This is a genomic window from Desulforamulus aeronauticus DSM 10349, from assembly GCF_900142375.1.
GTDB lineage: Bacteria > Bacillota > Desulfotomaculia > Desulfotomaculales > Desulfotomaculaceae > Desulfotomaculum > Desulfotomaculum aeronauticum.
The window spans coordinates 142762-166455 of record NZ_FRAR01000005.1; the positions used below are offsets into that span (position 1 = coordinate 142762).

The 23694-nt window shown below is 48.1% G+C and carries 18 protein-coding genes; 13 read left to right on the forward strand and 5 right to left on the reverse strand.

The annotated features are described in order from the left end of the window. Positions 1-239: 239 nt before the first annotated feature. Together xdh and BUA78_RS01920 are read left to right on the forward strand one after the other, a co-directional pair. Positions 240-2801 (forward strand): selenium-dependent xanthine dehydrogenase, encoded by a 2562-nt coding sequence (gene xdh, locus BUA78_RS01915; protein WP_072910598.1) that lies wholly within the window; start codon positions 240-242, stop codon positions 2799-2801. Between the two features lie 180 nt (positions 2802-2981). Continuing rightward, the gene (locus tag BUA78_RS01920) at positions 2982-4415 is read left to right on the forward strand and encodes an NAD(P)/FAD-dependent oxidoreductase (RefSeq protein ID WP_072910599.1); all 1434 of its coding nucleotides are present in this window, start codon (positions 2982-2984) and stop codon (positions 4413-4415) included. A 95-nt stretch (positions 4416-4510) separates the two neighbouring features. Here the strand turns inward: BUA78_RS01920 and BUA78_RS01925 are convergent, their stop codons facing one another. From BUA78_RS01925 to BUA78_RS01940, 4 genes are all read right to left on the reverse strand, one after another. Next, complete coding sequence (locus BUA78_RS01925; protein ID WP_072910600.1) at positions 4511-4828, reverse strand: type II toxin-antitoxin system RelE/ParE family toxin; 318 nt, start codon at positions 4826-4828, stop codon at positions 4511-4513. Beyond that, the gene (locus BUA78_RS01930) at positions 4825-5124 is read right to left on the reverse strand and encodes a type II toxin-antitoxin system RelB/DinJ family antitoxin (protein WP_072910601.1); all 300 of its coding nucleotides are present in this window, start codon (positions 5122-5124) and stop codon (positions 4825-4827) included. Before BUA78_RS01930 ends, BUA78_RS01925 begins: the two co-directional genes overlap by 4 nt. 124 nt (positions 5125-5248) lie before the next feature. Then, positions 5249-6406, reverse strand: a complete 1158-nt coding sequence (locus tag BUA78_RS01935; protein ID WP_072910602.1) for a SpoIIE family protein phosphatase — start codon at positions 6404-6406, stop codon at positions 5249-5251. A 17-nt stretch (positions 6407-6423) separates the two neighbouring features. Then, a complete protein-coding gene (locus BUA78_RS01940) occupies positions 6424-8148 on the reverse strand; it encodes a [Fe-Fe] hydrogenase large subunit C-terminal domain-containing protein (protein WP_072910603.1) in 1725 nt (574 codons plus the stop codon). A 260-nt stretch (positions 8149-8408) separates the two neighbouring features. Here BUA78_RS01940 and BUA78_RS01945 point away from each other — a divergent pair, with 260 nt between their 5' ends. The 8 genes from BUA78_RS01945 to BUA78_RS01980 all read left to right on the forward strand — a co-directional run bounded on the left by BUA78_RS01945 (position 8409) and on the right by BUA78_RS01980 (position 15733). Then, positions 8409-9380 (forward strand): HlyD family secretion protein, encoded by a 972-nt coding sequence (locus BUA78_RS01945; RefSeq protein ID WP_072910604.1) that lies wholly within the window; start codon positions 8409-8411, stop codon positions 9378-9380. A gap of 10 nt (positions 9381-9390) precedes the next feature. After that, positions 9391-10323, forward strand: a complete 933-nt coding sequence (locus BUA78_RS01950) for an ABC transporter ATP-binding protein (protein ID WP_072910605.1) — start codon at positions 9391-9393, stop codon at positions 10321-10323. Further along, positions 10293-11201 carry an ABC transporter ATP-binding protein gene (locus BUA78_RS01955; protein WP_072910606.1) on the forward strand — a complete coding sequence of 303 codons (909 nt, stop codon included), beginning with the start codon at positions 10293-10295 and terminating at the stop codon, positions 11199-11201. Before BUA78_RS01950 ends, BUA78_RS01955 begins: the two co-directional genes overlap by 31 nt. A gap of 5 nt (positions 11202-11206) precedes the next feature. Then, the gene (locus tag BUA78_RS01960; RefSeq protein ID WP_072910607.1) at positions 11207-12316 is read left to right on the forward strand and encodes an ABC transporter permease; all 1110 of its coding nucleotides are present in this window, start codon (positions 11207-11209) and stop codon (positions 12314-12316) included. Positions 12317-12335: 19 nt separating this feature from the next. Continuing rightward, positions 12336-12908 (forward strand): TetR/AcrR family transcriptional regulator, encoded by a 573-nt coding sequence (locus BUA78_RS01965; protein ID WP_072910608.1) that lies wholly within the window; start codon positions 12336-12338, stop codon positions 12906-12908. A 323-nt stretch (positions 12909-13231) separates the two neighbouring features. Beyond that, positions 13232-13996 (forward strand): ABC transporter permease, encoded by a 765-nt coding sequence (locus tag BUA78_RS01970; RefSeq protein WP_072910609.1) that lies wholly within the window; start codon positions 13232-13234, stop codon positions 13994-13996. Continuing rightward, positions 13983-14756, forward strand: a complete 774-nt coding sequence (locus BUA78_RS01975; RefSeq protein WP_072910610.1) for an ABC transporter ATP-binding protein — start codon at positions 13983-13985, stop codon at positions 14754-14756. Before BUA78_RS01970 ends, BUA78_RS01975 begins: the two co-directional genes overlap by 14 nt. Beyond that, entirely contained in the window at positions 14753-15733 is a 981-nt protein-coding gene (locus BUA78_RS01980; protein WP_072910611.1) for an ABC transporter substrate-binding protein, read from the forward strand. The genes BUA78_RS01975 and BUA78_RS01980 overlap by 4 nt, the downstream gene beginning before the upstream one ends. 54 nt (positions 15734-15787) lie before the next feature. Here BUA78_RS01980 and BUA78_RS20780 read toward each other — a convergent pair whose 3' ends face one another. Then, on the reverse strand, positions 15788-16609 hold the full coding sequence (locus tag BUA78_RS20780) for a methyl-accepting chemotaxis protein (RefSeq protein WP_072910612.1): 822 nt from the start codon (positions 16607-16609) through the stop codon (positions 15788-15790). 388 nt (positions 16610-16997) lie between these two features. Between BUA78_RS20780 and BUA78_RS01990 the strand changes: the two genes are divergently transcribed. The 3 genes from BUA78_RS01990 to BUA78_RS02000 all read left to right on the forward strand — a co-directional run bounded on the left by BUA78_RS01990 (position 16998) and on the right by BUA78_RS02000 (position 23606). After that, complete coding sequence (locus tag BUA78_RS01990) at positions 16998-19454, forward strand: winged helix-turn-helix domain-containing protein (protein ID WP_238456681.1); 2457 nt, start codon at positions 16998-17000, stop codon at positions 19452-19454. Between the two features lie 94 nt (positions 19455-19548). After that, a complete protein-coding gene (locus BUA78_RS01995) occupies positions 19549-20088 on the forward strand; it encodes a hypothetical protein (protein WP_072910613.1) in 540 nt (179 codons plus the stop codon). Beyond that, the gene (locus BUA78_RS02000) at positions 20085-23606 is read left to right on the forward strand and encodes an S-layer homology domain-containing protein (protein WP_072910614.1); all 3522 of its coding nucleotides are present in this window, start codon (positions 20085-20087) and stop codon (positions 23604-23606) included. Before BUA78_RS01995 ends, BUA78_RS02000 begins: the two co-directional genes overlap by 4 nt. Positions 23607-23694 lie beyond the last annotated feature (88 nt).

The following is a 23694-nucleotide window of genomic DNA, read 5'->3' on the forward strand; positions in this document are numbered from 1 at the left end:
AATCCCGAAATATATCAGCTGTTGTAAAACCTTTGCAGAATCAATAAAACCATAACCTGACATTATATTGCCCGTCATTTAAAAAGTTTCGGTTGACTTGTTCACTTTACCGTATGGATGTGAAAAGAATAGCAAAATGGTGGTAAATAATTGTATTTGGCTTTTGACTACTTTTAAAAGCCTGATTGGAACATACTTATTATAACAAAAAAATTCCTTATAAAGTGAGGCTGAGCTAGATGTATTCACTAACTCTTAATGGCCATAGGGTAACCGTAGAGAAAAATATAAACTTGTTAGAGTACCTGCGAGAAGAAGCCCACTTAACCTCTGTAAAAAACGGTTGTGGTGAAGGAGCCTGTGGAGCCTGTATGGTGTTGGTGGATGGTAAAGCGATGCGGGCGTGTATTTTAAACCTAGAGAAGGTAGCGGGCAAAAGTGTTATCACCGTGGAGGGATTATCGGAAAAAGAAAAGGATATTTACAGTTGGGCTTTTATGAAGGCAGGAGCCGTACAATGTGGCTTTTGTATTCCAGGCATGGTGATCAGTGCCAAGGGGCTGATCGATAAAAATCCTGATCCATCCCCTACCGAGATTAAAAAGGCTTTACATGGCAATATCTGCCGTTGCACGGGCTATGTCAAGATTGAAAAGGCCATTGCGATGGCTGCCAAGGCCCTCAGAGAGGGTTATGATCCTGAAATCAAAGCCAATTATCGCGTAGGAGATCGGATGCCCCGGGTGGATGCCAAGGGTAAAACCCTAGGTACGGCAGAATATGTTGATGATATGCAAATGGCAGGTATGTTACATGGTGCAGCATTAAGGAGTAAATATGCCCGTGCGTTGGTAAAACGCGTTGACATTGCCAAGGCTCAGGCATATCCTGGTGTGGTTGCTGTATTGTTGGCCAAAGATGTCCCAGGAGAGCGCTTTGAGGGGCATGTTGTGCATGACTGGCCAGCTATGATAGCAGAAGGGGAGGAAACCCGCTATGTGGGAGATGCCCTGGCTTTGGTGGCAGCTACCTCACGCAAGATTGCCAAGGAAGCACTGGCCTTAATTGAAGTGGAATATGAAGAAAGAAAACCCCTGTTAAGTCCTCAAGAAGCCATGGCTGAGGGTGCTCCCAAGATTCATCAAGCGGTAGATCGTAACATTCTACGGACAACTAAGGTAAAGAGAGGGAATGTGGAGGAAGCCATTAACAAAGCCAGGTATGTGGTAACACAAAAATACACCACACCCTCTACGGAACATGCCTTCCTGGAGCCTGAAAGTGCCCTGGCAACACCCAACCCAGACGGGACCCTAACCATCTATGTGGGCAGCCAAAATGTCTATGACGACCACCGGGGTATTATCCAGATTTTGGGGGTTTCAGAACGGCAGGTAAGGGTTATTAGCAAGATGGTGGGGGGCGGTTTTGGTGGTAAGGAAGATTTGTCGGTGCAGCACCATGCAGCTTTATTGGCGTGGCATACCAAAAAGCCAGTAAAAGTGACTTGGGATCGCCAGGAAAGCATCCGGGTACATCCCAAACGACATGCCGCGGATATGGAGTACACCGTAGCCTGTGACGAAAATGGTAAAATTACCGCAGTGAAAGCGATAATTATTACAGATACCGGGGCCTATGCTTCCTTGGGTGGACCGGTGACCGAGCGTGCTTGTACCCATGCGGCAGGGCCTTACCAGATTGCCAATGTAGATCTTACTGGTATTGCTGTCTATACCAATAATCCACCTGCCGGGGCTTTCCGCGGTTTTGGCGTACCCCAATCCTGTTTTGCCATGGAATCCACTCTCAACTTGCTGGCCGAGAAGGTAGGGATTTCCCCCTGGGAAATCCGTTACCGTAACGCTATTGAACCAGGTGGGGTACTTCCCAACGGGCAAATTGCCGATGAAGGTACAGCCCTTAAGGAAACTTTGCTGGCAGTTAAAGATACCTTTGCAAGTAGTCCCCTTGCGGGTATTGCCTGTGCTATGAAGAACAGCGGTATTGGCGTGGGATTATCCGATGTGGGGCGCATGAGATTACTGATCGAAAATGGCAAGGTCATGATTTTAACCGGTGCTGCCTGTATCGGACAAGGCCTGTCCACGGTATTAACCCAAATTGTGGCGGAGACCACCGGGCTAAATTACAAGCAATTGGAGACGGGTAATCCAGATACCTACACCACCCCGAACGGCGGTACCACTACAGCTTCCCGGCAAACCCTCTTTACCGGTGAAGCAGCCCGGATAGCAGCTTTGGATCTCAAAAAGGATTTGGCAACGCACAGTTTGGAGGAATTGGAAGGGAAGGAGTATTATGGTGAATTTTCGGCCCAAACCGACCCTATCGGCGCCAATAAACCTCACCCGGTAAGCCATATTGCCTACGGCTATGCTACTCATGTGGCAATCTTAAATGAAGAGGGTAAAGTAGTGAAAGTGGTGGCGGCTCATGATGTGGGACGGGCCATTAACCCCACCGGTGTAGAAGGGCAAATTGAGGGTGGGGTAGCCATGAGTTTAGGATATGCCCTAACCGAAGATTTTCCCTTAAAAGAGGGTATGCCCACAGCTAAGTTTGGTACTCTGGGTCTGTTCCGTGCCACCAATATGCCGGAGATTGAATGTATTATTGTGGAGAAGAACCAAGTGCCTTTGGCCTATGGTGCCAAGGGTATCGGCGAAATTGCCACGATCCCTACCGCCCCGGCAGTGGCCGGTGCCTATTATAGAAAGGATGGCAAGCTCAGAACCAGCCTGCCTATGAGTGAAACTATCTACAGTAGGAAAAAGTAAATACTTACGTATAATAACCATGAAAGGTTCTCGCCCTAATCGGGCCAGAACCTTTTTCTATGCTCCAAAATCTTCTCATTATCATAAATGGTAGCAATTAGCTATTGATCTTTTAAGTGAAATGGTACAAAATGAATATGTTTGCTTAAAAGATTATGTTTGAATTAGGGAGTGATACCCGTGAAAAATTACGATGTAATTGTGGTTGGTGCCGGTCCGGCCGGTATCTTTACCTGTTATGAATTGGTTTTACAGGCGCCCAACCTTAAAGTTTTGCTAATTGATAAAGGTCGCGATATTTATAAACGGCATTGCCCGATATTGCAAAAGAGATTGACCAAATGCCCACCGCCTACCGTAAAGAAAGAAACTGCCGGTTGTATGCCGGCCTGTTCCGTAACCAACGGTTTTGGTGGTGCTGGGGCTTATTCCGATGGCAAATTCAACATTACTACTGAATTTGGCGGCTGGATGACGGATTACTTGCCTCCCTCGGAAGTACTGGGCCTTATTCAATATGTTGATCAAATTAACCTAAAACATGGTGCTACCCAGATTATTTCCGACCCTACCACACCCGCGGTGAAGAACATTGAAAAGCGTGGTTTGGGAGCTGGTCTAAAATTGCTCCGGGCAGAAGTAAGACACCTGGGTACCGAGCAAAACCTGAAAATATTGAAGGATATTTTTGAGTTCCTCAAAACACGGATTGACATGTTATTTGAGGCCGAGGTAGAAGATATTCTTCTCGAACAAAAAGATAATAACTATTATATTAACGGCATTACCACCAAAAAGGAAGAGGAATTTTTTGCTAAAAAGGTGGTTCTGGTTCCTGGCCGGGATGGTTCCGAATGGTTGGATGGACTGTTTAAAAAACACGATTTGGAGATGACCAACAACCAGGTGGATGTTGGCGTGCGCGTAGAAACCCTGGATACCATTATGGAAGAAATTAACGAACACTTGTACGAGGGAAAATTCATCTACCGTTCTTCCACGGGAACCACTGTGCGGACCTTTTGCAGCAATCCTTCCGGACATGTGGTCATTGAAAACCATAGCGGAGTCATGCTGGCTAACGGACATGCTTATCAGGATAAAGCATTAGGCAGCCAGAATACCAACTTTGCTTTATTGGTATCCCATAAGTTCTCTTATCCCTTTAACAAGCCCATTGAATATGCGAAATCTATTTCCCGTCTGGCCAATGACTTGTCCAACGGCAGTGTCTTAATTCAGCGATTCGGCGATATCATTAAGGGGCGCCGCTCCACCGAGAAACGCATCCAAGAGGGCTTTTTAGAACCCACCCTAAAAGAAGCTGTGGCCGGTAACTTGAGTTTGGTCTTACCGTATAACACCATGAAAAGTATTATTGAAATGATTCAGGCCTTGGATAGTGTAACGCCGGGAATTGCCTCGGAACATACCTTGCTTTATGGTGTGGAGGCTAAGTTTTACTCCTCCCGCCCCAAACTAAATGAAAAGTTTGAGACGGAAATTAACGGCCTTTATGCCGGTGGTGACGGTGCCGGTATCACCCGGGGCTTGGCCCAAGCCGGTGCTTGCGGTGTGCATATAGCACGGGATATTGTAAAGCATTTAGAGTAAAACAGACAAGGTAACAAAAATAAAAACAAGCGTCTAGGGAGCGCAGTATGGATGTGCTTGCCTAGACGCTTGTTACTGTTTTATTAGCTGGTTGGCTATTCCCTGACATCCTCAAAAAGTATGCGAAGGTAATCTTGCTTTCCATTAATTATACGGGCTATTGAGATATAGTCGTTCTCTACACGGTAAAAAGCTAGATGCTTTTCGCAGACTAGAAAGCGTAGGTCAGTCTCGTAGCCCGTCTTTTCCTGAACGGAAACTCCTAAAAAAGGCTGCACCTTCAGATGGCCGCAAGTATCAAGGATGCTTTTTTTGATGCTTGCCGCTGCTTGCGGATTGTAAAGGACATTTGAGATGTAGTCACTCATCTCCTGCAAATCCTTCAGCGCCTTAGGAGTATATCTTATTTTCATCTATCAACTCCCAGACGATTGTATAGGTCATCCTCTGAGATCCAATCTGTATCGGTTTTGACAGACTTCCAGCCTTTCTCAACCTCATTAACAAGTTGTGTCATCGCTTTTGCTTTAAGGTATTCTGCGTTCTCTTTTGAGACCAGGAAGGGAAGCCCCTCTGCATTCAATGATTGTTGGATAAATATATTAACGGCGTCTGTCAGCGTCAGGCCACATCTTGCGAAAACAGTCTCGGCCTGCTGCTTGATCTCAGGATTAATCCGCATCTGGAAGGTGGCGGTTTTGGCCCTCATACCGATCAACTCCTTTACATCTATTATACCCAGATCAGAGATGATGTAAATACATTGTCACTACATGGGGAATGAGTCATCAAAATAAGATAGTATATAAGCACAAAACCGTTGCTTATTTCGCTTAAAAATACTCTTCTTTAATATCCTTGCCCATCTCCCGCAGCGTATTGATGAGATCCCTGATGATGTGTTGCTTGTAGGAGTAAATAACAGGAGCGTCGGAGTGGATGGGAGTTAGGGCATCATTCTTGGCGGTGCCGACCATGATGTGGATGCTGTTAGCATTGCGTAAGAGGGTGGTCAAGCGGCTGGCACCGTCCCGAGCCTGCTTTAGTTCCTTCGAGCGGTTGTTGGTCTTGAGGTGCTCCAAAGTTTGTACCAGGGTCACAGCCCCCTCAGTTACTAGATCGATACCTGGCAGCATGCCCACCGGCGGCACTCCTTCGGCTACTGAAGAGAGGTCGATAAACACTTTGCGGCCGAGAATGCGGCCCACGATTTCCCCGGTGGTGCCGCCGCACACCACTTTGGCTCCTGGCGATTCCATGAGTTTTCTAACCACCAGTCTGTCATCTTCTTTATTTTGTGGCGGACCGATGAGCATGGTTACATGCTGGGGTTGTTGCACCTTCACGGCGACTACCGTAACATCATCACCTGGTTTTTCACCATAGAGATTGTAACACAAGCCGGCAATTTCCTCCGCCCAATCAGTAGCACTTTTTTCTTCCTCATAAGACTCTTCAATAAAGCTGGCCATACGCTCCCAGCCCCAACTGGCATTCATATGTCCGTTGGTACCGGGATTTAGAACACCATCCGAGGTGAGTACCAACCAGTCCTGGTCGTCCACCTCAAATTCATATTCACAAATCCTTTTTCCAGCAATCAGACGCTCCTCCCGGCGAGGTGCAAATAAACTATTACGATTGCCAATAAAAACCGGCGGGTTATCGTATTCCACCAGGTACAGCTTACCGTTGTTCTGGATTTGCAAGATGGAAAAGGTACTGTAGGCGGCATTAATTTCCCGATCAATAGGAAGGGTTTTGGCCACGGTATCAATCACTTCTTCAATATGACCACCCATACGCAGCATGGTGGCGGCGGTTTTGGCGGTGAGGCGGGAAAGGATGTTAGCCTTTACACCACTGCCCAAGCCGTCAGAGACCACCACCAGGTCGGCCTGACCGGTGCGGACAATTTCCACGCTGTCACCGCATAATTCTTCACCGTGTTTTTTTAGCTGATGTACGCCAATATCTAAACTTATTCTCATCGGGCGGCACTCCTCTCCTAAAGGGCTTCTTGCCGCATTAATTTAATCAATTTACCAAGCTGAATTTTCGTTTCGGCGGTGGCTTCCCCCAACAGGCCGGCAATTTCTTGGGCCACCATCATTTGTTTTTCAATGACTTCCTGGGCCTGTTGAATGGTTTGGCTCTTTAAGAGTTCGTGTTGTGCCTGCTGCTTTATTTCACTGGTGATATCGAGGAATATACCCACCACTGCATCGGTACCCTTGACCGGGAAGATGATCTCCCGGGTGATAATGCCGAGATCCGGGTGACTGCCGGTGGTATGAAGCATTTCACCGCTTTGGATCACCTTCATAAAATTACCCGCAGGCATTAATGCCAGCAGTCTCTGGCCTACCGTTTCCGAAGCGGCACATTGGAAAAGTTGTTCTGCCGCTGGGTTGATCTCTAAAATATCTAAATTTTTGCCCACCACGATGATGGCATTGGGCATAGCTGAGATAACCCGATTAGACATGGACTCGGCGCGCTTTCTCATATAGGGGATACACATTTCCACTTCCGCTTTTCCCTGATACACGGCGATAGCTTTGTCTCGGCAGGAATTGTAACCGCAGTTGCCGCAGTTAAACTCCTGTCCGGGCGTAACTTTGCCGGTACGAGCCAAAATAGCTTTAATCTCACTTTCACTGGGTAACGGCATTTCAACTTTTCTATTGTCAAAACTCCGACTGAGTGAAATCTCCGGTAACGAAACAGGTGGTTTGGGTTGGCTGGCTAAGGAGAGTGAATGGAAATAGTCCAGCAGTTTTCGCTGGCGCATAAACACACTTTCCTCCAGACAAAGGGACAACGGACCGTTGACACAGCCACCTTTGCAGGCCCAGAGTTCCATCAGTTTGGGCGGGTTGCTAATCTCACCATCATGTAAATATTTAATAAAATCAAGGCAATTGTCCAGGCCGGACAGGGTGATAAAGCCTTCCCCGGCCGCTCCAAGTTCCTCTGCCACCGTCCAAATCATGCCCCCCTCCACAGGATAAATCCGTTCTTGCCTGGGGGAAAATTGATCAAATTGGCTAGGGGAGAGACTTTCGGGATCAATTTCTTTGTCTTTGGCCCACTGCCAAAGTTCATTGAAGCCAAGGAAATAATCTACACTGTCCTGTAATCCCAATAGATGGGCTTCGTCCCGCTTGGCGGCACAGGGGCCGATGTAGACGACTTTTGCTTCGGGATTCGATTTTTTAATTAAACGGCCCTGGGCAATCATGGGAGATACTACGGGTGCCAACATGGGAATTAGAGCTGGATAATGTCGTTCGATAAGATTTACGATCACCGGACAGTAGCTGATGAGCATAGGTTTTTCAAAACCCAGTTCTAAATACTTTTTGGTAACCAGGCTGGCACCGGTGGAGGTTTCCTGCACTTCGGCAAAGTTCAATTCTTTTAAGAGTGAGGGTAAAATATCAGGGTTCTTTAGGGGTAAAGCGCTGACAAAGGAGGCCGCAACCACAGCCGTAACCGGGGTACCTTCGGCTAGTAATTGTTGTACCTGCCTAAGATCTGAAACCGGTCGTTTAGCCTTTTGGGGACAGGCTAAAATACACTGGCCGCAGTGCACACACAGCTCATCGATGACCTCGGCGTGAAATTTGCGTTTCTCCCCCGTGGCAGTCATGCGAATGGCTTTTAACTGACAAATACGAACGCAGCGATAACAGTCGCGGCATTTGGCCCCGGTATAAATTAATCCCATGAAGAACACCCCACTTTCCGATTCTCTTCTCTTTATTATGAAGAATGGCAGCCATTTTGCCTAGTGTTTTTTCTGAAAACTTAGTCAAGCTATCATTAAGATCTTGTCAATGATGCTTGATGGTGATAGGATTAAAACCAAGTAAACTAAAATAGTATAATTAGTTTACTTGGCATATCGAAAAGCATAAAATTTTCCGACATGCAAAAGGGCAAACGAAGCTATTTTCAACATTGTACAAACACCAAGGGGGGACGGGGATGAAGAAAAGGCTTATCGTTGTCGGTCTGGTCTTGGTGGTGGCGTTGGCAGTCTACAGCTATCATCGGTTTTTTCCAACAGCAGATCAACAGTTAACCGCCAGCGGCACCATCGAAGCCACCACCGTAGAACTCAATGCCAAACTTCAGGGCACCTTAACACAGTTAAATATCAAAGCCGGCCAACAAGTGTCAAAGGGCCAACTGGTTGGACAACTCCTTAGGAATGATTTAGTGGCTCAGAAGGAACGGGATGCCCTAGGGGTATTAAAGGCAGAAGCCCAGCTAAAGGACCTCACCTCAGGGGCAAGGGCTCAGGAGATTAAAGAGGCCACAGCCATGGTCAACATTGCACTGGCCAATGTTGAGAAGGCCCAAACCGACTTTCAAAGGGGTGAACAACTTCTCCAGGAAGGGGCCATTACCACGGATTCCTATGAGAAATTGACCACTGATTTGCAAGTAAAACAAAACCAATTAGAGTCTGTCCGGGCAAAATTGAGTCTGCTCACAGAGGGGAGCCGTCCTGAGACCATTCGAGCGGCCCAAACCGAAGTGGAACGTAATAAAGCGGTGCTCAAGGCTTCCGAGGCATTATTGGAAGATACTAAAATCATTTCTCCTATCAATGGCACCGTACTGTCCACCAACCGGGAACCCGGAGAATTTGTTCAGGCGGGTACGTCCTTAGCTACGGTAGCGGATTTACAAGATATGTGGATTCGCGTATATGTACCAACAGACGATTTGCCCCGGATAAAATTAAACCAATCGGTAGGCTGCACTGTCAGTGGCAGTGAGCAGCAGTACCAAGGGGTTATCGAAGAAATAGCCTCCCAGGGGGAGTTTACCCCGAAAACCATTCAAACCAAAAAGGAACGCACAAATATTGTATACGGGGTAAAAATCAGGATAAACCAGCAAAACGGTACACTAAAACCGGGTATGCCAGCGGATGTGATCTTTGAATAGAGGTGAGGCAATGATTTTCACAGAGACCCTTACCAAAAAATTTAGCTCTATCACTGCGGTGGCAGGGGTATCCCTACAGGTGCAGCAGGGAGATATTTTTGGCCTAGTGGGACCGGACGGTGCCGGTAAAACCACTCTTATTAGGATGCTTTGCGGTCTGATTACGCCGGATAGCGGCAGTATTACAATGGTTGATAATGCCGCGAGTGGTGAGAGCAGCGCCTCCTTTGGCTATATGCCCCAGAAATTCAGTCTCTATGGGGATTTGACAGTAATGGAGAATATAAACTTTTTTGGAGCGATGTATGGCTTAAACGGCACTATCATTAACCAGAGAGCCGATGAGATATTGCAAATAACCAACCTCTTTCGGTTTAAACAGCGGTTTGCGGATAATCTTTCCGGCGGCATGAAGCAAAAGTTGGCACTTACCTGTGCCTTGTTGGCCAGACCCCGGCTGTTGGTATTGGATGAGCCTACCTTTGGTGTCGACCCGGAATCACGCAAGGAATTCTGGAAAATTCTCTATCAGTTAAACCAAGAGGGCATGACAATTCTCGTTTCAACCCCTTACATGGATGAAGCGGAGTTGTGTAAAAGGGTAGGTTTTATGAATAACGGCAGGTTAGTGGTAGTGGATTCACCCAAAAATATGAAAAGTCGCTATCCCTATAGAATCCTAGAAATCAAATGTGCTTCGAGACAACCGGAAATTTTCCAAGGACTGCCGGAGATTTTGGAGAGCAATTTTTATGGCGATAAATATCGACTGGTAGTGCAGGAAGCAAAGATTGCCGAGGCGGCGGTAGTGGAGTTTCTCCAAGGCAGGGATATTCCATTGTACCGCCTGAAAGAAACAAAACCTACGATGGAAGATGTATTTGTAGCGCTGGCTGAAAAAGAGGTGGTAGAGTGGAGTATGTCGTCACAACCCGTGAACTAACCCGCCGATTTGGTAATTTCACGGCGGTGGATCGGTTGAATTTAAGCATTGCTCCCGGGGAAATCTATGGTTTTCTTGGACCTAATGGTTCCGGTAAATCTACCACCATCCGCATGCTCTGCGGTATCTTGGAACCTTCCGCCGGTTCTGGGCAGGTGTTAGGTTACGATTTGGCTAGCGAGGCGGAAAAGATTAAACCCCATATTGGTTATATGTCCCAAAAATTTAGTTTGTATGATGACCTGACGGTTTACGAAAACTTAGATTTTTATGCCGGGGTCTATAGTATACCTTATCGGGAGCGCAGGCACCGCATCGGGGAAATGATTGAGCTGGCTTCCCTTAGCGGCAGGGAGAAGGATTTGGTGGCTCACCTCAGTGTGGGTTGGAAGCAGCGGCTGGCTTTGGGGTGCTCTATCGTGGCCAAGCCATCTATCTTGTTTTTGGATGAACCCACCAGTGGTATCAGCCCCACTAGCCGTAAAATGTTTTTTACGATCATTCAGCGCCTAGCCAACGAAGGTACCACAGTAATGGTTACTACCCATTTTATGGATGAGGCGGAGCGCTGCAGTAATATTGCTTTTATTTCTGAGGGTAGGTTAATCGCCAATGACACACCGGATCAGTTAAGAAATCAGGTGTTGTCCGGGGTACTGGTGGAGGTAGAGGTAGCGGAACCCATGCAATGGCTAGCAAAATTAGAAAATTTGCCCTATGTCAAGGAGTGTTCCCTGCACGGTTCGCTGTTACATGTGCTGTTGGAGCACGAAAATAAGATGGCAGACCTTAGGGTTTATACCAACAGTGAAGTAAACCCAATCACGCCTTCATTAGAGGATGTATTTATCACGCTGGCTAAAAGGGACAGGGGGTAGGGAGCATGAGTAGAATCCTTGCGGTGCTGTATAAGGAGTTCCTGCAGATGAAGCGGGACAAGTTAACCATTGGCTTAATCTTCATGCTGCCCCTGGTGCAGCTATTGTTGTTTGGTTATGCTATCCAGACCGAGGTAAAGCACATTCCCACGGTGGTATTTGACCAATCTCTATCACCGGAAAGCAGGGAAATAACAAGAGCTTTCACAGCATCAGGCTATTTTGATGTGGTTGCAGCGACCGGTAACTACCAGCAGGTTACCCAGTTAATTGATCGAGGAACCGTGAAGGTGGGGATTATTTTCCCACCGGACTATGCCAAGCAGGTAAGGTCTGGTGATACCGCTGCGATCCAAGTGCTGGTGGATGCCACCGACAGTATGGTTTCCAATTCCGCCATTGCCACGGCTAACTCCATTGGTCTTTTAAAATCCCAACAGGTGCTGGCAGAAAAAGTGGGTCAGTTCAAAGCTCCCTATGATATTCGGGTGCGACCTTGGTATAATCCCGATGGGATTACAGCCTATTACATGGTGCCAGCCATTTTAGGCATTATTGTGACCATGACCATGGTTATGATGACTTCCATGGGCATTGTTCGGGAGCGTGAGAGGGGGACCTTAGAACAGCTTATGGTAACCCCCATTAAGTCCTACGAGCTGATGATTGGTAAAATAATCCCCTATATTGCGTTGGGTTACCTGCAAATTACTGTGGCCCTGTTGGTGGGCGCCATTGTCTTTGATGTACCCATCCGGGGCAGTCTGCTGGAACTTTATTTATTAACCTTGTTTTTTATTACGGCCTCCTTAGGCATTGGTGTGTTGATCTCCAACATTGCGAAAAATCAAATGCAAGCCATGCAGATGTCCTTTTTCATACTTTTGCCCAGTATTTTGCTCTCCGGCTTTATGTTTCCCCGGGAGGCCATGCCGGTGTTTATTAAAGCCCTTAGTAACATTATTCCTCTAACCTTTTACCTGACGATCATCAGGGGCATCGTATTAAAGGGCATTGGTTTTGCCTATCTGGTACCGCAGGTGACAGCTCTATTGGTATTTACTGTGATATTAATGGGAATTAGTATCATGAGGTTTAAGAAAAAAATTGCTTAAGTGTACAGGTGGTGAAAGGATGCAGACCAGAGATAAAATTATCCTGGGTTTTCGCAAGTTAGCAGAAGAAAAGGGCTTTTACAGCGCCACTGTAGATGAATTGGCTGCCCGTCATAACATGAGCAAGCGCACCATTTACCGCTATTTCAAAAGCAAAGAGGAGATCATTGAGGCAGTGATGGATAGCTTCATGAAGGAAGCTGAAAGGGAGGTATTTGCTACCTTAAATAGGATAGAAAATCCCATTGAAAAACTAACCTTGTTTATCCAGATCGTGGCTCAAAAATTAAGAACCCTCACGCCAGTACTCATCGGGGATTTGCCCAAGCACTATCCCCAGATCTGGGAAAAGGTAGAACAATTTCGCACGGAAAAACTTAACTATCTCACTGGTATCATGATAGAAGGTAGCAAACAGGGCTATTTAAAAGAGATCAATCATACCGTGGTGACGGCTTCTTTGCTGGCCACTGTGAGGGCCGTGGTTAACCCCACCTTCATCATGGAGAATAACCTAACTCCCGAGGAAACCTTCAAGACGGTAATGAACACTTTCTTATATGGCATCGTAGCAAAGGATCAATCCACCTAATTTTCCTGGTATGTCGGGAATATAAACCTCGACATACCTCCGGGTAATGTAAGGCTGCCAATAAAATAAAGGTTGCAGGATATTTTTGCTAACAATGGTAGTCCAAAATGTCAAAAAAGAATATAATTAGAAGAGATAGTAACGAATGGGCTGTTAGGTGTCAATTTGTAGATAGTATGGAATAGCCATTCTTACCTCCCACTTGTCCTTTAGCAAACTGCCCTGTGAGGGCTATTTTCTTTTTGGCCTGTTCTGTTGGACAAGTATAAAGTCTTTCGCCAGGTCTAAGGGCAAGCGAGCCACATTTTTCTAAGGGGGATTCTATGAAGCAACTGAAGGGAATGGTCATCCCTCTGGTGATTTTGTTATTTTGGATTGCTGGGTCAGCCACGGAAATGATTAATCAATACATCATCCCGCCGCCTGCAAAGGTGTTGCAAACCGCCATTGATCTGACAGCCAGCGGAGTTTTGCTGAAACATATTACTATAAGCCTATACCGGGTTTTTGCAGGTTTCTTTTTGACGGTTCTCTTTGCCTTTCCCTTGGCGGTGCTGGTAGGAATGAATCAGAAATTGGAACCCTACATTGAACCAGTACTCGATTTTTTGGGTCATATTCCGCCTATTGCCTGTATTCCCATGTTAATACTCTGGTTTGGTATTGGGGAAACTTCTAAATTGGCGGTCATTATCTTGGCCACTTTTTTCCCCGTCTTCTTAAATACACTAAACGGTATTTTAAGCTGCAGCAAACAACTGCTGGAGGTAGGAGAAGTATTTGGCTTTCGGGCCAGGGATAAATTTTGGCGTATCATTATGCCGGCGGCCTTACCTTCCATCATTGTCGGCTTTCGGCTGGGGCTGGGATATAGCTGGCGCTCCCTAATCGGCGCTGAATTAATTGCCGCCGCTTCGGGTATCGGCTATATGATTATTGATGCTGAGCAGCTTTCCCGGCCGGATATTATTATTGTGGGTATTTTAACCATTGGATTTTTTGGTTATATCATTGACTATTGTTTCTTTAAACTATCCAACCGCTTACTGCCCTGGGTCGGGGAAAGGGTGAACTATGGCCGGAGTTAAGATTGAACAACTTTCCAAATACTACACGATTCATAATGAGCAAATAAAAGCACTGGCGGAAATTGATTTAACCATTCCGGACGGCAGTTTTGTTACTTTGGTGGGGAAGAGTGGCTGTGGCAAAACGACCCTGTTGCGGTTGCTGTGCGGCTTGGAGCAGCCCAGTCGGGGTCAAATCACTTTTTTAGACCAGCAGCAACAGGTGGTTCAAGGCAAAGGAAGAGTCAGTATTGTTTTTCAAGAACCCCGGTTAATGCCTTGGCTAACGGTGGAACAAAACATGGCCTTGCCTTTATTTAAAGAAAAGGACCGGAGGCGGGTTAACCAAACAGTGACTCATTTTTTGGCATTGTTAGGATTAAAGAAATTCAGAGATGCTTACCCAGCCCAAATATCCGGTGGGATGGCCCAACGGGTAGCTCTGGGTCGCACCCTGTGTTACGATCCTGACGTTATTTTAATGGATGAGCCCCTAGGAGCACTGGATGCCTTCACCAGAAAAAACCTACAAGCAGAGTTAGTGGATATTTTTCAAACCCAGAAAAAAACCATTGTTTTTGTTACTCATGATGTAGATGAAGCGGTATTTTTGGGCCAAAGGGTGGTGATTTTGGAGGGGGGTAAAATTTTGGAGGATGTGGCGGTAGCCCTGAGCTATCCCCGTAACCCTTTACAGCAGGAATTTTTCCAAATTAGAGAAAAGATTTTAACTGTGGTGATGGGCGAGAAGCCCACCAAGATAGGAGGTTATTCACAATGAAAAGAATTTTGAGCGTTATAATCTTGACTGTTTTAACCTGTCTACTGCTAACCGCTTGCGGCGAAAAGAAAAGTGAACCCCAACCCCAAAAGGAAGAAGCAAAAGCCCCCCAGGTGACAAGCTTAAAAATTTCCTATGTTAAGCTGCCCTTAAATGTACCCTCCATTGTAGAAAAGAAACGGAACCTATTTGAAGAAGAATTTACCAAGGATGGCATCCAAGTGACCTTCCCGGAAATTACCGAAGGACCGAAAATGACTGCAGCACTAGCTGCTGGCTCTTTGGATTTCTGTAATGCACTGGGTGGCACTTCAGCCATTTTGGCCGCGGCCAATGGTGTTGATCTCAAAATTATTGGCATGTATAGCCGGGCACCGAAGGCCTTTACCATTATGGCTAAGGACCCGAAAATTAAGTCGGTAGCCGATCTCAAGGGCAAAAAAGTGGCTGGTCCTAAAGGAACCATTCTGCATCAATTACTGTTGGCTAGTCTGCAGCAAAATAATTTAAAGACCGATGAAGTAGAATATATTAATATGCCCATCCCCTCAGCGGTGTCTGCCATGCAGGCAGGTAACGTGGATGCTGCACTAATTGCCGGGCCGGCCGTACCCCAAGCCCTGGAGAGCGGTGCCCGCATTCTCACTACCGGGGAAGGTCTTTTAGATGCAACCATTGTCATTGCTGTATCCGGTGATTTTCTAAAAAATCATCCTGATCTAGTCAAACGCTACCTGCAGGTGCATCAGGCCAGTCTGCAGTATATGCAGGAAAAACCAGAGGAGGTATACCAGTTGGCTGCAGAGGAAACGGGTATTTCCCTAGCCGAAGTGAAACAAATGGTTGGCTGGTATGACTTCAACCCCGCCATTACGGACAAAGATATAGTAGACCTGGAAAAGACCCAAGAATTCCTACTGCAGAATGATATGTTAACCAATAAAATAGACATCAAGAAGCTGATTGCAGATATCTAGGGTAAAAATAAGAAAACCGGTACCTTGTTGAAGGACCGGTTTTCTTCTATGCTATTAAAGAATATCTTTAGCGACAATACTTAGTTTTTCAGAGATTCTAGCGTTGTCTTCAATGGCTTTAGCAATGTATTGAGAGGCTTCGGATTGACCTTCACTTATTTCGGTGGTTTGCTCTATGAATTCCATTAGTTTGCCGGTGTTATCTCGTATTTCCTTAACAATGTCCCCAATATCTTTAACGGAAACAGCACTTCTATCGGATAATTTTCTGATCTCATCAGCAACAACATGAAAACCTCGTCCAGCCTCACCTGCTCTGGCAGCTTCTATGGCGGCATTTAAACCTAAGAGTTTAGTCTGTCCGGCAATATCTCGGATAAATTTCAGTATTTCATCAGTTTTTTGCAGCCTATTTTCAGTCTCTTGGGCTACCTTGGTTAACTGGTTTTGCATTGCTGTAAGCTCCTGGGCGGAGGCAGACATTTGTTCAATGCTACTACTGATTTCCTCGGTTGAAGCAGCCAGTGTTTCAGAAATACTGGCAATCTCCTCCTGTGTGGAAATGTCAAAGCCGATACCAAGGGCTCCAACCACTGCTCCGTCTTCAATAATGGGTAGACCAACAGCCTTAAAGGGATAGCCAAACACTTCTTTAGGAACCATTGCTTCACTTCTTTGACCGGTTTTTAACGCCATATCAATACCATCACCTTGGGCAAGCAGATCTCCGGCTTTTACTTTTACGTCAATCTTCTTACCGGGTAAATACTTTAGATACCTTTCTCTATCCGTAATAGTAATCATACAATCCATGGGAAAAGTATCTTTGATCAGATCCAATACTTCACTTAGTGCCTCAATTTTCCGTGAACTCATGATTAAATCCCTCTTCTTTCCTTGCCGGCATTTTACTTGCAATATAATTTCGACAATTAAACAGAATATCCTGCGCATTTAGATAATATTTCCAAATAAAATCCTCACCGATTGTAAGGTGAGGATACCACGGCCTAGTACTACATCACCTTCAAAAAGTTCTAGGAGGTCTGCTAAATACGATAAATAATGCTATTAACTTTGAGCACATTTCTATTGATTATTTCCTTCAATAAAAGTACAGTGGTTAAAAGCAAATGAACGTGAGAGGAACTTATTATGGACTATATCAGCGCAAAAGAAGCGGCGAGCAAATGGGGACTCACCGCCCGAAAGGTATACCATCACTGCACCAACAGGCGTATAGAGGGTCGAAGGAGGAATAAAGATGGCACGAACCAGACAAATCAAGCCTGAAACATTGTTTTTTCCGAAAAAACTGATGGAGCGCCTGGCGTCCATCAAGGCCTTTCCTCTGACACTGGTCGAAGCTCCCTCCGGCTTTGGCAAGACTACCGCCTTGCGGCATTTTTGTGATACACAGGTTTCAGAAACAGCACAGGTTATTTGGCGCACCTTTTCCCCTGAATCCCCGAACACTTCGTGGAAATCCTTCTGTGCCTGCATTAGTGCATTTGATGAAGATGCTGCTGAGCGATTGAACGCAGCAGGCGCGCCCAGTGAAGATTCCCTGTCAGAAATCCGTGAGATTTTTGGGCAGATTGCCTGCACGGAGGAAACCTACTTGGTGCTGGATGACTTTGCTGCCTGGAAATTGCCAAATGCAGGGGTGTTCCTGTCGGCACTTTCCGAGCATAGTGGCAAGGGGCTTCATGTGGTGGTTGCTTCACTAGTTTTATCAAAGGAGACTCGTAATCATCTTTTGCCGAGCATCCGTTTCCTCCTGCTGCAAGAGGCAGTGCTGACCTTTGCCGCAGAGGACATTGAGGCGTATTACCGTGAGGCTGGTGTTTCCCTAACTGCCGTGCAGCTTGAAGAACTACAGCAAATCACGGGCGGCTGGATTATGGTGCTCTATCTCCAGCTTCTTTCCATCATCGAAACAGGGCAATTCGAGAGGGGCGGGATGCAGGATCTGATTCATAATGCCCTATGGAATCGACTGCCGGAATCGGAGCGAGAATTCCTGCTCGCGGTTTCCATCTTCCCCCGCTTCTCGCTAACTCAGGCCACGGCACTCTTTGGCAGGAGCGCTGTGGAAACAGAGCAGCTTTTGCGGGAAAAGCGGGTGTTTGTACATTTTGACAGGGATGCACGCCGTTTCTATCTTCACGCACTGTTTCAAAATTTCCTCGCCGAGCAGTTTGAGATGCTGCCGGAAACAAAACAAAAGGAAAGCTACCTCGCAGGAGGTAAGCTGGCGGAGCAGGCCGGCGACCGGGTGAACACGCTGCGCTTCTATTATCTATCGGGAGAATGGGAGCGACTGCTTGCCCTGCCACTGACCAGCTATGAGATTGCAGACGTGGTGGACGATTTCACAAAGCCCATGATCCTGGATATCATGGAGAACACCCCCTTTGAAACCAAACGGAAGTACCCGACGGCGATGGTGCCGCTGGCCTTCACCCTGTTTTTCCTCCACGAAAGCCAGAAACTGCTCGGTTTCAGGGAGGAAATAAGGCAGGTCATTGAGCAGAGCGAACTTTCGCAAATCCAAAAGAATGCGCTCTCCGGCGAGATGGAACTGCTGTACTCCTTTTTGACCTATAACCGCATTGATGCAATGAGTGTAGGACACCGCAAGGCATTGGAGCTTCTCGGTGGCCCTGCGACGCTGATTAACCTCCAAAGCACATGGACATTCGGCTCGCCCTCGGTGCTGTATCTGTTCTGGCGGGAAAGTGGTAAGCTGGACGAGGAACTGGGACAGATGGACGAGTGCATGCCGATTTACTATACGCTCACCAAAGGGCATGGCAGCGGCGCAGAAATCATCATGCGTGCGGAAGCGCATTTCCTGCGCGGTGAAATTGACCAAGCGGAAATCCTTTGCCACAAGGCGATGTTCACTGCCGACAGCAGGCGGCAGAACAGTATCTACCAGTGCGGGCTGTTTCTGCTGGCGCGGATCGCTCTCCTGCGCGGGGACGAAACCATGTTGCAAAGCGCTCTCCACTCCATGGAGGAACGCTCCCGCCAAAACATTGAGGACTTGTGCCGCTATACGCTGGATTTGGTCAAAGGCTTCATTTTCATGCTGCTGGGTCGCGGTAATGAGGTTTCCCCGTGGCTTGCTGCGGGCGAAATCAACGACAAGCGGCTGGTCATCATGACGCAGCCCTTCGCCCACATCATCTATGGCAGACTGCTGCTGGAGCGTGGCGAATATCAGAAGCTGCTCGGCGTGAGTGAATTTGGACTGGGCCTCTCCACCATCTTTCCCAATCTTCTGCCCCAGCTCTACATAAAATTGTATCAAGCACAGGCATTTCTGGCGCTGGGTAATCGCCCGCAGGCAATCGAAGCATTACAAAGCGCACTGGATATCGCTCTGCCCGATGGGATGCTACTACCCTTGGCGGAAAATTACGATGGCATCAAAAAGCTGCTGTCCGACACCGCTTGTGCCGAGAGTGCCCTCGAAAAAATAACAACCCTGCACCAGGGATTGACCCAGGGGCTTGCTTCTTTCCGACGCAAGGAATTGACCCCTCGTGAAAAGGAGATTTTAGGACTGCTTAAAATGAGCCTAACCAACAAAGAAATTGCCGAGCGGTTGCACCTATCCCCCAATACCATCCGCAATGTCATCAGCGGTATGCTGGAAAAGTGCGGCTTTGCTTCGAGGGAACAGCTCAAGACCTTGCCGGACGGAAAATAAAAGTACATTGTACCATATAAAAAATTAATTCTGCACCCTACACTAAAAACTGTAGGGTGTATTTTTATCCCCAAATGAGAAGGGAGGAGGCCTGATGGCGGAAATTCCTGAGATTCTAAGTGTAGTGCCTGTCCTAGACCATCGACTGAATATCGAATTTGGCAGCGGTAGCCTTTTGGATTTGGATATGCGGCATTGTATGCGTACCAACCGCTACTACAACCTGAACAAACCGGAAGTGTTTCGAGCCGTAGTCACCGATGGTGATAAGCTTATCTTTGTCCCAGACGACGTATTCACACCGGATATTTTTCCAAGGGAGGCGGTGAATATGGCGCTGCGGAAGCGGTATCACGATCCCATCGTCTTCCTGCAGGTGCAGCCGCTGGAAAATAGCTGCATCCGGCTGGAGATGGCAACCGGCAGCGTGCTGCTTCTGAATCTGGAGAACCATCGGCGCACCAACCGCTACAGGGTCTTACAGAACGAGGAACTGTTCCGCTCTGTCAGGGCGGCTGGGGAGAGTCTGGTTTTCGGCACGGCCGAAGGTGGAAAAACTCTGCGAATTAGCGAGGATGAACTGACACATCTCATGCTGTCAGTTCCCGATCAAGAGGAGGGTCTTTCAGAATGAAACAAAGATGGAAACGAATCGTCAGCCTGATTTTGTCACTGTGCATGGTATTGACAATGCTGCCGGGGGCGGCATTTGCCGCAGCACAGGGTTCTGCTGCACCGCTCAGCGTGACTGATGGCGTGTATAACGTCAACGATCAGGCTGCGTGGGAGGATATCTGTGACACCATCAACACATGGAGCGGTGACATTACAATCACTTTGCCTAGCGGCGGGAATCTAAGCGGCCACCTGAGAATCCCGGCCGCCGTTACCGGACTGACCATTACCGGCAATGGCAGCACCATTAACGGGGGAATCAATTGCAACGGCCCAATCGACCTGATATTAGATGGTGTCACGGTTAAGCAGAGCGACGGTTATATTGCCGTTTACTTCGTCCAAGGTGGTACGCTGACAACAGTTGGTAATGTAACCCTGACCGGAGGCAGCGCCAATAATAATGTCGATGGCTTCGGTGTGTACTCCGGTGGCGACCTGACCGTTACGGCGAGCGATAGCCTGACGATAACGGGCGGAAGCAATTACAGCGATGGTGATGGTATCTTTGTGACGGATGGCGATCTGACGCTTGCCGGCGGCGACCCTGTCATTAGTGGCGGTAGTGGGAATGGAGTCACTGTCCAAACCCTCAACGGTACGGGTGGGAACCTTTACATCACCTCCGGCAGCCCCACCATCAAGGGCGCTAACGACCGGAAGGGGGCGGGGGTTTTCGGAAACTTAGTGATTTCCACCTCCGGAACGGTAACGTTCGAAGCGGGCACGTCTGGCGCTTACGGCATTGTCTTCAGTAAAAATAGCAACTTAGATCTCAGCGCGCTGACCGGCAAGCTTATTGCCAAAGGAGATATCAAAGCGATTTCATTGAGTGGCGGCTCCATCACCTACCCTATAGGTCTTGGCGCAGACAAGGAGTATAACAACTCAGCCACCTATACGCTGGATATGACGCAGGGTATCCCCACCACCTACACCGCCACGCTGCATATACAAATTGACGGAGCAGCGGATCCTAGCGAGATGAGCGGCTATGGGCTCAAACTCAGCACCGACGAAACAAAAACTGTCCCCATGACCGGGTTTGGCGCAACAAGGACGACAAGTGTGGAGAACGGCATATGGAAGGTGTATATAAGCTGGGATGACACCTATGACACCTATACCGGCGTAGATATCACCGTAGCGGACGGGGATGCCAACGCAGTATTGGATTGGTATAGAGCCGACTATGCCACCACTCCGCAGGATACGGCGGAAGGCGGCAAAATTGACATAACAATCAATGGAAAAGATGGCTATGGCGGCAATTATTCCGGCTGGCTACGTTTCTTAAAAGGCGATAAAGCAATCTTCACCGCCAGCGGCGAGGGTGCCACCGGCTACACCTACGCCTGGAGCGGTACACATAACGGAAACCCAATCAACGGCACGGGCAACACCTATACGATAGACTCGGTGCAAGGCAAGCTGGACATCACTTGCACCATAACCGGGAGCGGCACAACGAACGCCTATCTTTATGTGCTTGATACGCCCGTTACGGATGCCAACAAGGATAGCATCACCGGGCAGGGCATCAGCGGCGGAGTCAGTTACGACCCGGCCACCAAGACACTAACTCTGAATAACGCAGTCATCGCTCCCTCTGCACTTGTTATTGATGCCATATCTGCGCAAGACGACCTGACCGTCAAGCTGGTGGGTCAGAACCGGATAGGCACAGCACCAACCAATCCGGCGAATGAGGCAGACTACGATGTGCAAATGGGTATTGGCAGCGAAAAAACGCTTGCCATCACAGGTGAAGGTAGCCTGACCGTATATGACGCTGTCATAGGTATTTTGGGAGTTGACAATCTCACAGTAGACATTGGTGGCAACCTGATTGTGGAGGAATATGGAGCGGAGGGCATGGCCTGTTGCTTGAGAACAGAGGGCGTGCTCACCGTCGAAAGAGGCAGTCTGAATCTGACTTCCTACAATTCCAAGGGATTGAAAGGCAGCAGCATCGTAATTAACGGCGGCGTTATCGCTGCCCAGACGCAAGGCGCAGCCGGTCACTTTGCCTTCAGTACGGAGCCTTCCTTCGGCGGAGCTTATGCACACCAAGTATTCGCCGGTGAGAACGCAGCCTCGGCTGTGGAAGTCCCAAGCCCGGTCGCAGCGACCTTCACCGCCAGCAAATATGTGTGGATACAACCGATGGGTGCGCAAATCTACACGATTTCCTTTAACACAAACGAAGGAAATGCTCTTACCCCCGGTACCCTGACCACCGGTGCAGACGGCAAGTTAGCTGTGCTGCCTATTCCGACCCGCTCTGGTAATTACCGTTTTGATGGCTGGTTTACAGCGGCAACTGGTGGTACAGTAGTGACGACAGGCACTGTGTTTACCGCTGACACCACCATCTACGCTCACTGGACTTATACAGGAGGCGGTGGAGGAGGCTCGTCCTCGGGCGGAAGCTCTGGCAGCACAACCACAGCCATCCCGGTGAAGGATCTCTCGGAAGGCAAAAAATCTGACACGACGGTAAACCTGAGTGCCGGTACAGTCACCCTGCCCTCCGATATGCTCAGCAATCTGGATGCGCCAAAGGATGCCAACGCAGAAGTCAAGATGACCACCGTGCACCCCAGCAATTTGACAGCGGAAGCACAAGCGCTTATCGGTAATCGCCCGATCGTTTCTATCAATCTACTGATTGACAACAAAGTCACCGACTGGAACAATCCAAAAGCCCCGGTTACAATAAGCATTCCCTATCTACCGACAGCCGAGGAACTTGCTAACCCCGAGGGCATCACAGCGTACTACATCGACAATCAAGGCAACCTCACCGAGATGGTCGGTGCCAAGTACGATCCCAAGGCCAAAGCGGTTGTCTTCCAAACCACCCATTTCAGCTACTATGCTGTAGGCTACAAGGTGGCGACTGCTCCGACTGTTCCAACTGCGCCAAAGGTACAGTTTAGTGATGTTCTCCCCGGTGCGTGGTACTATAACGCAGTGAGCTTCTGTGTAGAAAAAGGCATTACCAACGGCACGGGCGACAGCAAATTCAGCCCCGAGGCAACGCTGACCCGGGGCCAATTCATCACCATGCTACTAAACGCCTACGGCATTGCGCCGCTGGCCAGCCCCACCGACAACTTTGCTGATGCGGGCAACACCTACTACACCGGCTACCTTGCAGCGGCCAAGGCCAAGGGTATCGCGAGTGGCGTGGGTGACAATATGTTCGCCCCTGAAAAGCAAATCACCCGCCAGGAGATGTTCACCCTGCTGTATAACGCACTCAAAGTGCTAGACAAATTGCCCATCGCTGATAGCAGCAAGACCCTGGCTGACTTCACCGACAGCGACGATATCGCAAGCTGGGCACGTGATGCCATGACCGCGCTGGTCAAATCCGGCACGGTTGGCGGTAGCGGCGGTAAGCTCGACCCAACCAGCGGCTCCACCCGCGCCCAGATGGCGCAAGTACTGTATAATCTGTTGGGGAAGTAACTTGAACAACAGCAATAGAAGAGGCCGGCCAAGCGCTTCATAGCTTGGCTGGCCTCTTTGTGATAGATATACCTTCTATCCTCTAAAG